A 14,198-nucleotide genomic window follows, 5' to 3' on the forward strand; every position below is an offset into this window, starting at 1 on the left:
CAACTACCTCGTCAACTCCGGATACGGTTCCGTGTGAACGAGTCCCGCTCTAGCGGCTTGCCGCGCGATGCGAGACTTGGAGTTGACCGAGCAAGGTCTGCTGTCCCTCTGATCTCGCCCAATTCGGCTGTTCCCACAAACCCTTCCTTAAGTGGAGGCGTGCCATATCGGGATCATGTCGGGGAACACCGCCCAATCAGCCGCCAGAAGGCGCATCGATCAAACCGAGCTGGACGCCATCTGCGCCCGGCACGACCGCCTGTGGCAGGCCAAGCCGGGGGGCGCCCGTGCGGTCCTCGCCTGGCTCGATCTTTCGGGTCTCTCGCTCAAGGGCCGCAACCTGGCTGACGCGGATTTCGCCGCCGCCAGCCTGATCGGGACGGACCTGTCGGGCGCCAAGCTGGACAACGCCACCTTCTTCGGGGCCGACATGCAGGACTGCCTGCTGGTCGAGGCCAGCCTGCGCCGTACCGATTTGCGCGGCGCCTGCCTGCGTGGCGCGGACCTGACCGGCGCCGACCTGTTCGAGGCCGACCTGCGCGAAGGCACGATCGCCGCCGCCGACCCCAAACTGGGCTTCAAGATTGTCGAGGCCAAATCGCGCAACGAGACCGAGGCCCAGGGCGCCTGCCTCGCCGGGGCCAATCTCGAACGCTCCAAACTCACCGGGATCGTGGCCGTGGCGGCGGACTTCTCCGACGCCATCATGAAGGACTGCAAGATGGTCCGGGCCAACCTGAAACAGGCCAGCTTCCGCGGCGCCGACCTGTCTGGCGCTGATCTGTCCGGGGCCGACCTGTCTGGAGCCGATCTGCGCGACGCGGTCCTTGTCGGCGTCAAGATCGCCATGTGGCGGACGGACGGGGCCAATATGGCCGGCGCCCTGACCGACGAACGATCCTCCGGCAGTCCGGTCGGCAAGATGCCCGCCGCCGAAATGCTGGCCGAGCACGCCCAGTGGTGCGAGACCGGCGGCGCCCAAGGGCAGCCCTCGGTCTTCGACGGCGTCGACCTGCGCGCCCTGAAGTCGATCCACGGCTACAATCTGACGGCCCTGTCGGCCCGGGGCGCGGTCTTCTACGGCCTCGACATGGAAGGAGTGCAGCTTCAGGGCGCCCACCTCGAGGACGCCGACCTGCGGTCCGTCAATCTGAAGGGCGCCGACCTGCGCGGGGCCCGTCTGGCGAGAGCCCGGCTGAACGGCGCGGATTTGCGCGGCGCCCAGCTGGGACCGTTGATGATCGCCGCCGACCGACTGCTGCCCGTGGACCTGACCGGAGCCTGCCTGCGGGGAACCGACCTCTCGGGCGCGGACCTCAATCGCGCGGTCATGACCAGCGCGGACCTCAGCCGGGCCGTGATGTTCGGCGCCTCTCTGCGTCAGGCCGATCTGACCGATGCGATCACCAGCCGGGCGCGGGGCCTCGAGCTCATGGATGATGTTGCATGACCTTTGTTCGCCGGTCCCTTTCCCAAGGCGATCTGGATATGTTCGTGGCGGCGCATGAGCGTCTCGTTGAGGGCCGTCCTGGCGGCCGCCGGCTGATGCTGAAATTCGTCGACCTCAACGGACTGGACCTGTCGGGCCGCAATCTGGCCGAGGCCGACTTCACCGGCTCCGCGCTCGAAAACGCCAAGCTCGTCGGGGCCCGGATGAACGGCGCCGTGCTGTTCTGCGCCGATCTGAGGGGATCGGACTTCACCGGCGCCCAGCTGGTGCGGGCAGATCTGCGGGGGGCCTGCCTGCGCGGGGCCAGCCTGATGAACGCCGACCTCACCCGCGCCGATTTCCGCGAGGGGGTCATCGCCGTGCCGCACGCGACCAAGGGGCTGGCGGCGGTCAGGCACGAGACCCGCCAGGGCATCGCCGATGGCGCGACCTTCGTCGGCGCCACGCTTGACGGAATCCATTTCGACGGACTCAACGCCCTCAAGGCGGACTTCTCCGATTGTTCGATGCGCGGCGCCATGCTGACCGGAGCGAATCTGAAGGACGCCAATCTGACCGGCGCCATGCTGGAAAACGCCTCGGTGGACGGCTGCAATCTCGACGGCGCGCGCCTGACGGGGGCGATCCTGACCGGGGTGGCGTTCGAAAAGGCCACGACTACGCGCACCGACATGACCGGCGTGCTCCGCAGTCCGAGCGCCGATGCCAAGGCCCGCGCTGAAGGGCTGGCGGAAAAGGCGCTGGACGCCAACGCCTGGGCCGAAAGTGGCGGCGTATTCGGTCAGCCGGCCATGTTCGACGGCGAAGATCTGCGCCCGCTGGGCGACCGTCTGAAAGGCCTGCGGATGCCGGGCCTCAGCGCCAGGCACGCCTGTCTCGCCGGAATGGACCTCAGGGGCGTCGGTCTTCAGGGCGCGGGGCTGGAAGGGTCGGACCTGCGTGGCTGCGATCTGCGCGGGGCGGACCTCAGGGGCGCACGCCTCAACGGCGTCCTGCTGAACAAGGCCGACCTGCGCGGCGCCAACCTGGGGGCTCTTGCGCTCGGCAAGGGCCGCTCGATGCCGGTCATGCTAATCGAGGCCAATCTTCGTTTCGCCCGACTGGAGGGCGCCGATCTCGAAGGCGCCCGACTGGACGGCGCCGACGTTTCGGGAGCCCGGATCGACGCCGCCTCGCTCACCGATGAACAGCGCCAGGCGATCGCGTCGCGGGCCGCGATCGCCGCCTGATTGCGCACGAAAAAGGGGCGACGCGAACGCCGCCCCTTGGTTAGTCGCCTACGTTCGCCTCGCGGAGGCTCGCTGCTTGAGGCGGGTTTTGTGAGGGCTCAGGCCGCCCTGGATTTCTTGCCTTCGATCAGCGGCTTGGCCGAGGCCGGGACGCCAATCTCGATGCGGCGCGGCTTCAGCGCCTCAGGCAGTTCGCGGGCCAGTTCGACCGACAGCAGGCCGTCGGCCAGGTCCGCGCTCTTGACCACGACATAGTCGGCCAGCTGGAACCGGCGCTCGAAGTCGCGCTCGGCCAGACCGCGATGCAGATAGGTCCGCTCTCCGCCGGCTTCGTCATTGGCCGTCTTGCGGCCGGTCACGGTGAGCAGGTTCTCCTTGACCTCCAGGGTCAGCTCGTCGGGCTTGAAGCCGGCGACCGCGATCTCGATCCGGTAGGCGTTCTCGCCCGTCGTCTCGATATTGTAGGGCGGCCAGCCGTTTTCCTGACGGGTGGCGGCGGCGCTTTCCAGCAGGCCGGCCAGACGGTCGAAGCCGACGGCGGAGCGGTACAGCGGGGTGAAATCATAGGTACGCATGGGTCATCCTCCTGAGGATCAGCAAGGTTGAACCGGTCCCGCGGTTTGAAGCCCGGACCGGCGGTGGGAGTTCAGTCCGGTCGGCCCGATGATCGGCCCCGTCCGGTCTGGAGGCCCCGAAATCGGCGGCCTCGAAGCCGATGTGGGAAGCGCTTTGAAACCGTCAAGGGGCCCGACCGCCGCGCCAATCTGTCGCCTGTCGGTCGTCATGGCTTGCCCCCCGCCCCAGACTCCTTAGGGTTCGCCGGAAATTCGCTCAGGAGACCTTTGATGCGCCTGCTCGCCCTTGTCATGACGACCGCGCTGGCCCTGCCGGCCCTGGCCGCCGCCCAGACCCTGCCTGCCATGCCGACGCTGGACGAGTCCCCCGCGCAGCGCACGGTCCGTCGCGCCGCCATGACGCCGCCGGTGCTGCAGGAAGACACGGCCCTCCAGGCCGCCATCGGCTCCGCCGCCCGGCCCGCCGCCGATGTGGCGCGCGACGTCTATCGCCACCCGTTCGAGACCCTGACCTTCTGGGGCCTGACCCCCGGTGCGACGATCGTGGAGATCGAACCGGGCCGCGGCGGCTGGTGGAGCGCCATCCTGCAGCCATACGCCGAAGCCACCGGCGGAACCTATGTGGCGGTCAGCCGTCCGCTGGAGAGCATGGGCGTCGAGGACGGGACCGCCGACATGATCGTGGTCGCCCGCGCCTTCCACAACTGGCACCGCTCGAACCCGTCGCGGACCGGCCCATATCTGGAGGCCTTCTTCAAGGCGCTGAAGCCCGGCGGCGTTCTGGCCGTCGAACAGCACCGCAGCGTCGACGGCCTGAACCCCGACGTCACCGCTCCGACCGGCTATATGCCGGAGAGCTATGTCATCCGGGCCGCCCAGGCCGCCGGCTTCGTGCTCGACGCCCGCAGCGAGCTGAACGCCAATCCCAGGGACGATCACGACCATCCCTACGGCGTCTGGACCCTGCCGCCGGTCCGCACCAGCGCCCCGCGCGCCAACAACGCCACCGACCGGCCCACGCCCCTGACCGAGGCCGAGCGCGCCGAGTATGATGCGATCGGCGAAAGCGACCGCATGACCCTGCGATTCCGCAAGCCGGGATGATGTCCGCCCATGCCCGGAACCGTTTTGACCGGACCTGGGAACAGGGTTAAGCCCTGCCCTGGAGCGAAATCGGCCTTGGCGGACGCAGTCCGCCAAGGCTCAGATTTCGCTCCGTCGTGAATCTGGACCATTTTTTGGATTCAGGTCGAGTCGACCTGAAGCAAAAATGGTCCGGGGGGCGGGTCCGAAACGTGCAGAACCGGCCCCCGGGGGATCTGGATGAGTAATTTGAGACACGACTGGCGACTGTCGCTGTCGCGCCGGAGCGTTCTGTCGGGCGCCGCGGCCGTGACGCTGGCGGGTCTCGCCGCCTGCGGCCGGAAGGAAAAGACCGCTGAACCGCCCCCCACGCCGGACGGACCGCCCCAGGGTTCGCTGGAATGGGCCGTCGCCGGTCCCTGGCGCGCCCAGGACAAGGTTCGCGACGCCGACCGGCATCCGATGGAGACTCTGCGGTTCTTCGGTCTCCAGCCGCGCATGACGGTGGTCGAGTTCTGGCCGGGCAGCGGATGGTGGACGGAAATCCTCGCCCCCTACCTCGCCGAGGGCGCGGGCAAATACGTCGCCGCGGGCTTCCAGACCGGCCCGGGGGCCGATCCGTCCCAGGTGGCGCTGATGGCGGCTTTCCAGCAGCGGTTCACCAACGACCGCCGTCTGTACGGCGAGATCGAACTCGCCGCCTTCGGGCCGACCTCGGGGCCCGTCACCGTTGCGGGCACGGCCGACATGGCCCTGTTCATGCGCAACATCCATGCCTGGATGGCCGCCGGAATCGCTGAGAAGGCCTTCGCCGACGCCTATGCCGCCCTGCGTCCCGGGGGCGTCCTGGGCATCGAACAGCATCGTCTGGGCCCGGAAGAGGATCAGGACCCCGCCGCTGCGAACGGATACGTCCAGGAGGCGTTTGTGAAACAGCTGGCGGCGGAAGCGGGCTTCGCCTTCGTCGCCGCTTCGGAAATCAACGCGAATGAAAGGGATACCAAGGATCATCCGTTCGGCGTCGAGACCCTGCCGCCCATGGGGTTGACGGCGCCGCGCGGTTCGCCGCCGAATCCGAACTTCGATCGGTCGCAATACGACGAGATCGGCGAGAGTGACCGCATGACCTTGAGATTCAGGAAGCCAGAGTGAACCGAGCCGCCGCCTATGCCGCCAATGCGCCCCTGATGGGGGTCCCGGGCGCGTCCGCGCCCCCGGGTGGCGTCGGCGAATGGTTCCGCGGCGCCGGCGGCCTGCGCCTGCGCGCCGCCTTCTGGACCCCGTCCACGCTGGTGGCGAAAAAGCCGCGCGGGACCGTGATCGTCAGCCCGGGGCGCACCGAGCCGATCGAGAAATACTATGAGGTCATCGGCAATTTCCTCGCCCGGGGCTGGTGTGTCCTGGCCCACGACTGGCGCGGTCAGGGCCTTTCCGCCCGTCTGCTGCCGGATCGGCTGAAGGGCCACGCCCGGGCGGTCGAGGAGTTCCTCGACGACTACGCTCGCCTGCTCGACGCCTGGGAGGATCGCGCGCCCAAGCCGTGGGTCATGGTCGGTCACTCCATGGGCGGCACGCTGAACCTCATGACGCTGCAGGGCGGCGAGAGCCGGTTCGCCGGCGCCATCCTGTCCGGCCCCATGCTGCGCATCAAGACCGGCAAACGGTCGATGTGGTCAGTCAAGCTGGCCGTTCGCTGGAACCTGCGTCACGGCAAGGCCGGGGACTATGTGCTCGACGACGCCGACGATCCGTTCGACCACACCTTCGAGAAGGACGCCCTGACCTCGGACGAAAGCCGCTACGAACAGTGGCGGCAACAGCTGTACGCCTGCCCGCACCTGGCGGTCGGCGGCCCGACCTGGGGCTGGCTGGCCTTCGCGCTGGACGCCGGTGAACGCTCCCTGAAGCCCAAGGCCTTGAAGGCCGTGCGCATCCCTGTCGCCATCGTGCAGGCGGCCGAGGACGACCGCGTCTGGAAACAGACCAACAAATGGGCCGCCAAACGCCTCGGCCGGGGCCGCTATGTCGAGATTCCCGGGGCCAAGCACGAGATCATCATGGAGGCCGACGACATGCGCGCGGTCTTCCTCGACGAGTTCGACGCCATGGGCGCCTATATCTCGCCGGTCGAGGATCTGTCCCCGATGGCGGCTCCCGCAGCGCCCGAGTCCGTCGGCGAGTCCGAGCCGACTGAAGCGGCCTGAATTTGAGATTTCCGCCCATCCCGGCGAAAGCCCGGAAGAGCGGAACTTACAGGGCCGCCCTTCTCAGCGTCACCAGAGCCTGCTCGCGGATGGCGACGTCGCCGACAGCCAGAATCTGACCGCTGCCGTCCGGCGTCTCGCCGCGCCAGTTGGTGACCTCGCCGCCGGCCGCCTCGATGACGGGGACGAGGGCGGACCAGTCCCAGACCTTCAGTCCGCTTTCCGCGACAAGGTCGATCCGGCCCGCGGCCAGCATGGCGTAGGCATAGGCGTCACAGCCCAACCGGGCGAGGCGGGCGGCGGCGCGAACTTGGGTCCAGGCCCCCAATTCGGCGCCGGTGAACAGGTCGGGGTCGGTGGTGGCGATGAGCGCGTCGGTCAGGCGGGGGCAGGGCCGCACGGCCAGCGGCGTCTCCGTCCCACCCTTGAGCAGGCGCGCGCCCGACGGGCCGCCCAGGAAGATTTCATCCAGATACGGCTGGGCGATAACGCCAACGGTCGGCCGGCCTTCAGCGCGCAGGGCGATCAGATTGGTCCACAGCGGCAGGCCGGCGATGAAGGCGCGGGTGCCGTCGATGGGGTCGAGGATCCAGACGTGGTCGGCGTCCGGCCGGTCTTCGCCATACTCCTCGCCGATGACGCCATGATCAGGATAGCGGGCCGCGATCAGGCTGCGGATCGCCGCCTCCGCCTCGCGGTCGGCCTGGGTGACCGGATCGAAGGCGCCGGGGCCGCCCTTGTCCGTCTCCTCATACGCGCCGCGGAAATACGGCAGGGAGACGCGGGCGGCCTCGCGGGCCAGATCAACGGCGAACAGTTCGTACTCGGTCATGGGCACAGGTGGCTGGTGGCTGGTGGCTGGTGATTAGTGGCTGTCAGGTCGAACAGCCAGCTTCACCGCACAAAATCCACCAGTCACCAATCACCAGTCACCCCTACGCGGCGTCGCCCTCGGCGTGCAGCGACTTGGCAAGGTCAAGCAGGCGGCGGCGCGGACGTTCGCCCAGCTGATAGTAGGCCTGAATCAGGTCGAGGGTTTCTTTGCGGGAAAACATCTCGCCGCCCTGGTTGGCCGCCTCTTTGCGTTCGATGGCTTCTTCCAGACCGTCGTAGAAATAGCTGACGGGCGATTCCAGCGCCTCGGACAGCTGCCACAGACGGGCGGCCGAGATGCGATTGGCGCCGCACTCGTATTTCTGGATCTGCTGAAAGCGGATGCCGACCTGGGTGGCCAGCTGCTGTTGCGTCAGGCCCAGAAGACGCCGGCGACGGCGCAGGCGGCGGCCCAGGTGAAGGTCAATATCGGTGGCCATGGCCCCATTTCCCTTGTTGGCGGGCTGTCCCGAAGCGGGACGGCTCGCCCTTCAAGTGGCAAGCACCATGCCGCGCTCCCGTGACGGGGGATTGTCAATGAGCAGTGTTTTGCGACCGGACGCGCAACCGTTGCCGCACCAGCGCATTACCGCGACAGAGCGATCGCGCTTGGGAATGTCAGGAGAGACACTATGGGCTTGGGAATCATCGGCTGGATCGTCATCGGCATCGTGGCCGGCTGGCTGGCTGAAAAGGTCATGGGCCGTAGCCACGGCCTGGTGACGAATCTGATCGTCGGCGTCGTCGGCGCCCTGATCGGCGGCTTCATCGCCGAGAACCTGCTGGGACAGCCGGTCGGCGGGTTTAACCTCGTCACCCTTCTGGTGGCCTTCGGCGGCGCAGTCCTGCTGCTGTTCCTGCTGGGGCTGGTCAAGCGTCGCGGCTAACGCCTCGCTTGCTGAACGACGAAGGGCGGCGCCTCGCGGAGCCGCCCTTTTTCTTGTCCGGCGCGCTGGTGTCAGGCGCCCGGGGCGTCAGGCTCGGCGACCGTGCCTTCAACCGGAGCCGGATCGGCGGGGTCCGAGGCTGGCGGCAGGGTCGGCGGCGTGGGCGGGGCCATGCCGGCTTCGTCCGGCATGGGCGGGGCGGCCGGTTCGGCCACATCCGCAGCCGTGTCGGTGATCGACGGCGCGGCCGAGAACTGGGCGCTGGTCCAGCCGACCGCGACGCCTTCGCCGTCCTGGCGCACGCCGCCGGAAACCGGCACGCCGCGCAGCTGGCCGTCGGCCCCGCGCACGGTCAGCTCCTGGCCGGCCTCGGTGTTGCGGGCGCCTTCCAGCTGGCCCAGCACCGACCCGTCCGAGCCCTTGACGTCGGAGCCCGGCTGAAGGGTCAGAGTGGGCTGCTCAGCCGCGGGCTGGGCGGCGGTGGCCGGGGCCGGTTCCTGGGTCTGCGCGGCCGTGCCGTCCTGGGCGAACGCGGGAGCGGTCATGAGGAGCAGGCCGGCGACGCCAGTAAGGAGTGCGGTCTTTCGCATGATGTCTGCCTTGTCAAAGCGAGCGGGGAGGGCTCGCACCGACTGGCTAACACGATGGACAGGGCTTTGTTTCGCCCGCCCAGAAATGACCTTGGCGCCGCCCGGTTTGGCCGATTTCGGCGCCCCCGGGGCCACAAGGCCGCGTCGGATCGACCCGAAGGGCGGCGCGTAGCAGTCACAAGGCGGAGCCTTGTGACCGCGGCCCAGCAGGAATTCCTACTCCTCGCGGACGCGCTTCTTGCGGAACGACGGGTTCAGCACGGCCTTGCGCAGGCGGATCGACTTGGGCGTGACCTCGACCAGTTCGTCTTCCTCGATATAGGCGATGGCCTGTTCCAGCGACGGACGGCGCGGCGGGGTCAGGCGAACGGCTTCGTCCTTGCCCGAGGCGCGGATGTTGTTCAGCGCCTTGGCCTTCATCGGATTGACGTCGAGATCGTCCCAGCGGGCGTTCTCGCCGATGATCATGCCCTGGTAGGTCTTCTCGCCGCCGCCCACGAACATAACGCCGCGGTCTTCCAGGTTCCACAGGGCGAAGGCGGCGGTCTCGCCGTCGCCGTTCGAGACCAGCACGCCCTTGAGACGGCCTTCGATGGCGCCCTTGTGCGGCTCATAGTGGCTGAACACGCGGTTGAGCACGCCCGATCCGCGCGTGTCGGTCAGGAACTCGCCCTGGTAGCCGATCAGCGAGCGCGACGGCGACTTAAGCGTCAGGCGGGTCTTGCCGGCGCCCGAGGGGCCCATGTCCTTCAGCTCGGCCTTGCGGGCCGACAGCTTCTCGATAACCACGCCGGTGTATTCGTCGTCGACGTCGATGACCACGTCCTCGATCGGCTCCAGCCGCTCGCCGTTCTCGCCGGTCTGGTAAACCACGCGCGGACGCGAAATCGACAGTTCGAAGCCCTCGCGGCGCATGTTCTCGATCAGCACGCCCAGCTGCAGTTCGCCGCGGCCGGCGACCTCGAAGGCGTCCTTGCCGCCGGTCTCGGTGACCCGGATGGCGACGTTGGCTTCAGCTTCCCTGAGCAGGCGGTCGCGGATGACGCGCGACTGGACCTTGTCACCCTCGCGCCCGGCCAGCGGGCTGTCGTTGACCGAGACGGTCATGGAGATGGTCGGGGGATCGATGGGTTGCGCGGGAAGCGCCTCGGTGACTTCCAGGGCGCACAGGGTGTCGGCCACGGTGGCCTTGGACATGCCGGCGATGGCGATGATGTCGCCGGCCTCGGCCTCGTCCACCGGCTGGCGCTTCAGGCCGCGGAAGGCCAGCACCTTGGTGATGCGGCCCTGTTCGATGGTCTTGCCGTCGCGCGACAGGGCCTTGATGGCCATGCCGGGAACGGCCTTGCCGCTCTCGATGCGGCCGGTCAGCAGGCGGCCGAGGAAGGGGTCGCTTTCGATCAGCACGTTCAGGATCTGGAACGGCTTGTCCTTGTTGGCGACGACCTTGGGCTCCGGCACGTGTTTGACGATCAGTTCGAACAGGGCGTTCAGATTGTCGCTGGGCTGGTTCAGATCCATCGTCGCCCAGCCGGCCCGACCCGAGGCGTAGATGTGCGGGAAGTCCAGCTGCTCGTCGGTGGCGCCGATGGCGGCGAACAGGTCGAAGGCGGCGTTGTGGACCTTGTCGGGATCGGCGTGGGGCCGGTCGACCTTGTTGATGCACAGGATCGGCTTGAGGCCCATCTTCAGCGCCTTGGTCAGCACGAATTTGGTCTGGGGCATGACGCCCTCTTCGGCGTCGACCAGCAGGACGCAGCCGTCCACCATGCCCAGGATGCGCTCGACCTCGCCGCCGAAGTCGGCGTGGCCCGGGGTGTCGATGATGTTGATCCGGGTGTCGCCCGTCTCGCCGTGCCACAGCACCGAGGTGCATTTGGCCAGGATGGTGATGCCGCGCTCTTTTTCCTGGTCGTTGGAATCCATCGCCCGCTCGGACTGGGCCTCATTGGCTCGGAACACGCCCGACTGGGCCAGGAGCTGGTCGACCAGCGTGGTCTTGCCGTGGTCGACGTGGGCGATGATGGCGACGTTGCGCAGATTCATTTGACTATCAGACGTGCAGGGCGGCCGGGCGAGCGCGGGCCGCTGGGACAGGGCGTAGATGCGGGAAGGCGCGCGCCTCTTAGCGAAGCACGCGCCGAAAAGCCAGCATGACCGGCGCTTGGGGCTGTTTCAGGGCGCCTATAGGCTGCGAAGTTCTGGCGGAAGGTAGAAGCGCAGCGTCGCTTCATAGGCATCGCCCGGCTGCGGACCCCCGGCCACGAACTGGAAGCGGGCGCGCCGCATGGAGGAAAGCGCGGCCGGCCCGAACCCGGCCCCGCTAACGGACTCCCCGATCACTTCGCATTCGGCGAACCGCCCTTCGGCCGTCAGGGTGCAGCGCAGCCGCGCCTCGCCCGTCCAGACCCGCGCTCGCACGGCGCGCTCTGGAAACTCGGGCATTGGTCGCCGGACCCAGGCGATGTCGCCCGTGTTCCCGGCCTCGGCCGGCGGCGGCGCTGAGGGCGGGTCTTGCCACAGCGCTGCCGCGACGAGGAGGGCGGTCAGGGACATGCTCAGACTTTCGCCGACTGGCTGCGAACCCAGCCGTACAGCATCAGCGTCAGCACCACGAAGGCGGCGATCCCCGCCAGCATCGCCGGCCAGGTCGCGCCCTCGGGCAGCATGGCGAAGGGCGCGTCATTGTTGGTCGAGACGATGACCCCGGCCGTCATGACCAGGAATAGGCTCTCGCCGACAATCAGGCCCGAGGCCAGCAGCACGCCCATGCGCCGGCCGACGTCGGCGAACCGGGTCCCCTTGATCGCCTTGTCGTAGATCCAGCCGCACACGGCGCCGACCACCAGCATCGTGGTCACGGCGGCCGGCAGGTAGAAGCCGATGCCCACGGCCAGCGGCGGCAGTTTCATCTTCCCCCTGGTCGCGCCGCTCAACACGGCGTCCAGCACGATGATCACCACGCCGATGGCCGCGCCGATGCCGATCAGGTCCCAGCGCAGATCGCCGCCGATGACGCCGCGCGCCAGGGCCGAGATCAGGGTCGCCTGGGGCGCCGCCAGTGGCGCGTCGGCGATGCCGACCGGCCCGCCCTCGAAGCCGAAGGCCTTGTTCAGCAGGTTGAGGATCAGCGGGATGACGATGGCGCCGGCGAAGACCCCGACGATGAGGGCCGTCTGCTGCCGCCACGGCGTGGCCTGGACGAGCTGGCCTGTCTTGAGGTCCTGAAGGTTGTCGTTGGCGATGACGGCCACGGCGAAGACGATCGCCGTCACGATCAGGGCGAAGGCGACCACCGACGGATCCGCGGGCAGGCCGGCCAGCGCCAGCACGCCGAGCATCAGCACCGAGGCGATGACCACAGCCAGAATGCCGACGCCCGACACCGGGCTGTTCGACGAGCCGATCAGCCCGGCCATGTATCCGCAGATGGCCGCCACGGCGAAGCCGATGAAGACCACATAGATCAGGCCGCCGGTCACCAGCAGGGCGGTCGATCCCGCCAGCGTCGGATTGCCCTGGGCGAACCAGGCCAGGATGAAGCCGATGCCGATCAGGCAGGCGACCGACAAGCCGGCGACGATATTGATCGGGATGTCCTGCTCGGTGCGGTCCAGCACCTCGCCGCCCTGACGGCGGCGGTTGGCGGCGAGGGCCGAGGTCAGGCCGCCGATCAGCGGCCCGGCCAGTTTGATCAGGGTCCAGATGGCGGCCACGCCGATGACGCCGGCCCCCATGAAGCGGACCTCACGGCTCCAGACCGTGCCGGCCAGCTCTTCCGCACCGACGCCGGGCTCCAGCGTCGTGGCGATCGACGGAATGCCGTTGGCGGTCAGCCAAGCGATGGTGTCGGGGCTGGTCAGGATCGGCACGGCGATGCCCCAGGCCAGGATCAGACCGAACAGCTGGGCCAGGCCGACCGCCAGACCGATCAGATGACCGGCGCCCAGAAGCGCGAACTGCATGCCGAAGCCCATGCCCGTGGCGCCGCCGCCCAGCGTCGCCGGCAGTTTGATGAACCGCGACGCCTCGCCCGCGAACACCCGGCCCGCGACCAGCAGGGCGTAGCCGGCTGACACCACCGCGCCGGTGATCACGACCCACAGGCCCGACGCGTTCTCGCGCACGGCGCTCTCGGTCTGTTCCGCCCCGCGCGATCCGACGGTCAGCACCTCGGCCGCCGCGACGCCCTCGGGATAGGGCAGCCCGCCCTCGACTACCAGGGCGCGGCGCAGGGGGATGGAGAAGGTCACGCCCAGCACGCCGCCGAAGACGCAGATCAGCACCGACTCCCAGAACGGGAACTCCAGCCACCAGCCGACCATGACCAGGCCGGGCAGGACGAAGATGATCGAGCTCATGGCCCCGCCGACCGAGGCGACCGTCTGCACGGTCATGTTTTCCCAGATGGTCGAGGTCTTGAACATCCGCAGGATGGCCATGGAGATGACCGCCGCCGGGATGGCCGAGGCGAAGGTCAGCCCGACCTTCAGGCCCAGATAGGTGTTGGCGGCGGTGAACACGACGGCCAGCAGACAGCCCAGCACAAGGGCGCGCAGCGTCAGTTCCATACGCTTGACGCCGCTCACGGGCGCGCTGGCGGGCATATCGGTCATCCGGGTTCCTCTCCCTCGTTGGGCGGAGGTAAGCCGGAAAGCGGTCGGGTGGCTAGGGGGGTAGTCATTGCCGGCCACTCCCACATTGACACCTGCTCCGCCCCGTCAGAGCCTCGCTCCAAACAGGAAGAGACACCATGAAGCGGATCATGACGGCGACAGTGATCGGCCTGCTGTGCCTCGGCGGCGGGGCCAGCGCCCAGGGCGCGCGCACGCCGGCGGCGGATATCGTCGAGGCCCGTCAGGCGGCCATGATGCTGTCGGGCGTGGCCATGGGCTCCATCAAGGCGGCGATCGACGCCGGCCAGCCAACCGCCAGCCAGCGCTTCCCGAGCCGCGCCCTGTCGCGCTGGGCCCACGCCGTGCCCGCCATGTTCCCCGCCGGCAGCGGGGCCGAGGCGGGGGTGCGGACCAACGCCAAACCCGAGATCTGGAGCGACCGGGCCGGCTTTGAAGCAAAGGCCGCCGACTATGTCGTCGCCGCCGACCGGCTGGCGGAACTGGCCGGAGGCGAGGACGCCGCCGCCTTTGCCGCCCAATGGGCCGTCGTGCGCGCCAGCTGCCAGTCGTGTCACGACGGGTACAAGGCGGGCTGAGGGATGAGGGACTAGGGATTAGGGATTAGGGAAGGTCGCGCCCTATGATCTCCGGCCGGAACGTCAGGCTCCTCCTCACCCTAACCCCTAGAACC

Annotated in this window: 14 protein-coding genes; 7 read left to right on the forward strand and 7 right to left on the reverse strand. The window is 68.5% G+C overall.

What is annotated here, in order from left to right; all coding sequences use genetic code 11:
• The first annotated feature begins 175 nt into the window (after positions 1-175).
• Both ACTIEW_RS12445 and ACTIEW_RS12450 read left to right on the forward strand, forming a co-directional pair.
• Complete coding sequence (locus tag ACTIEW_RS12445; protein WP_439478220.1) at positions 176-1,450, forward strand: pentapeptide repeat-containing protein; 1,275 nt, start codon at positions 176-178, stop codon at positions 1,448-1,450.
• A complete protein-coding gene (locus ACTIEW_RS12450; protein WP_439478221.1) occupies positions 1,447-2,679 on the forward strand; it encodes a pentapeptide repeat-containing protein in 1,233 nt (410 codons plus the stop codon). Before ACTIEW_RS12445 ends, ACTIEW_RS12450 begins: the two co-directional genes overlap by 4 nt.
• Before the next feature lie 98 nt (positions 2,680-2,777).
• Here the strand turns inward: ACTIEW_RS12450 and ACTIEW_RS12455 are convergent, their stop codons facing one another.
• On the reverse strand, positions 2,778-3,254 hold the full coding sequence (locus ACTIEW_RS12455) for an Hsp20 family protein (protein ID WP_439478222.1): 477 nt from the start codon (positions 3,252-3,254) through the stop codon (positions 2,778-2,780).
• Positions 3,255-3,524: 270 nt separating this feature from the next.
• On the opposite strand from ACTIEW_RS12455, the gene ACTIEW_RS12460 reads away from it, so the two are divergent.
• The 3 genes from ACTIEW_RS12460 (at position 3,525) to ACTIEW_RS12470 (ending at position 6,541) form a co-directional block, all read left to right on the forward strand.
• The gene (locus tag ACTIEW_RS12460) at positions 3,525-4,358 is read left to right on the forward strand and encodes a class I SAM-dependent methyltransferase (protein WP_439478223.1); all 834 of its coding nucleotides are present in this window, start codon (positions 3,525-3,527) and stop codon (positions 4,356-4,358) included.
• A 219-nt stretch (positions 4,359-4,577) separates the two neighbouring features.
• Positions 4,578-5,489, forward strand: a complete 912-nt coding sequence (locus tag ACTIEW_RS12465) for a class I SAM-dependent methyltransferase (RefSeq protein ID WP_439478224.1) — start codon at positions 4,578-4,580, stop codon at positions 5,487-5,489.
• Positions 5,486-6,541 carry an alpha/beta hydrolase gene (locus ACTIEW_RS12470; protein ID WP_439478225.1) on the forward strand — a complete coding sequence of 352 codons (1,056 nt, stop codon included), beginning with the start codon at positions 5,486-5,488 and terminating at the stop codon, positions 6,539-6,541. Before ACTIEW_RS12465 ends, ACTIEW_RS12470 begins: the two co-directional genes overlap by 4 nt.
• A gap of 46 nt (positions 6,542-6,587) precedes the next feature.
• Here ACTIEW_RS12470 and hisN read toward each other — a convergent pair whose 3' ends face one another.
• Both hisN and ACTIEW_RS12480 read right to left on the reverse strand, forming a co-directional pair.
• Positions 6,588-7,373 (reverse strand): histidinol-phosphatase, encoded by a 786-nt coding sequence (gene hisN / locus ACTIEW_RS12475; RefSeq protein ID WP_439478226.1) that lies wholly within the window; start codon positions 7,371-7,373, stop codon positions 6,588-6,590.
• Positions 7,374-7,476: 103 nt separating this feature from the next.
• A complete protein-coding gene (locus tag ACTIEW_RS12480; RefSeq protein WP_292026106.1) occupies positions 7,477-7,854 on the reverse strand; it encodes a helix-turn-helix domain-containing protein in 378 nt (125 codons plus the stop codon).
• 192 nt (positions 7,855-8,046) lie between these two features.
• Here ACTIEW_RS12480 and ACTIEW_RS12485 point away from each other — a divergent pair, with 192 nt between their 5' ends.
• On the forward strand, positions 8,047-8,301 hold the full coding sequence (locus ACTIEW_RS12485) for a GlsB/YeaQ/YmgE family stress response membrane protein (RefSeq protein ID WP_439478227.1): 255 nt from the start codon (positions 8,047-8,049) through the stop codon (positions 8,299-8,301).
• A gap of 71 nt (positions 8,302-8,372) precedes the next feature.
• Here ACTIEW_RS12485 and ACTIEW_RS12490 read toward each other — a convergent pair whose 3' ends face one another.
• The 4 genes from ACTIEW_RS12490 to ACTIEW_RS12505 form a co-directional block, all read right to left on the reverse strand.
• Complete coding sequence (locus tag ACTIEW_RS12490; protein ID WP_439478228.1) at positions 8,373-8,891, reverse strand: superoxide dismutase; 519 nt, start codon at positions 8,889-8,891, stop codon at positions 8,373-8,375.
• A gap of 216 nt (positions 8,892-9,107) precedes the next feature.
• Positions 9,108-10,937, reverse strand: coding sequence for a translational GTPase TypA (gene typA, locus ACTIEW_RS12495; RefSeq protein WP_439478229.1), 1,830 nt, complete (start codon positions 10,935-10,937; stop codon positions 9,108-9,110).
• A gap of 138 nt (positions 10,938-11,075) precedes the next feature.
• Positions 11,076-11,447, reverse strand: coding sequence for a TonB family protein (locus tag ACTIEW_RS12500; protein ID WP_439478230.1), 372 nt, complete (start codon positions 11,445-11,447; stop codon positions 11,076-11,078).
• 2 nt (positions 11,448-11,449) lie between these two features.
• On the reverse strand, positions 11,450-13,507 hold the full coding sequence (locus tag ACTIEW_RS12505; RefSeq protein ID WP_439478231.1) for an OPT family oligopeptide transporter: 2,058 nt from the start codon (positions 13,505-13,507) through the stop codon (positions 11,450-11,452).
• A gap of 137 nt (positions 13,508-13,644) precedes the next feature.
• Between ACTIEW_RS12505 and ACTIEW_RS12510 the strand changes: the two genes are divergently transcribed.
• Positions 13,645-14,103 (forward strand): c-type cytochrome, encoded by a 459-nt coding sequence (locus ACTIEW_RS12510; protein ID WP_439478232.1) that lies wholly within the window; start codon positions 13,645-13,647, stop codon positions 14,101-14,103.
• Positions 14,104-14,198: the final 95 nt, after the last annotated feature.

The sequence above is a fragment of the Brevundimonas sp. genome (assembly GCF_051860745.1).
Lineage (GTDB): Bacteria > Pseudomonadota > Alphaproteobacteria > Caulobacterales > Caulobacteraceae > Brevundimonas.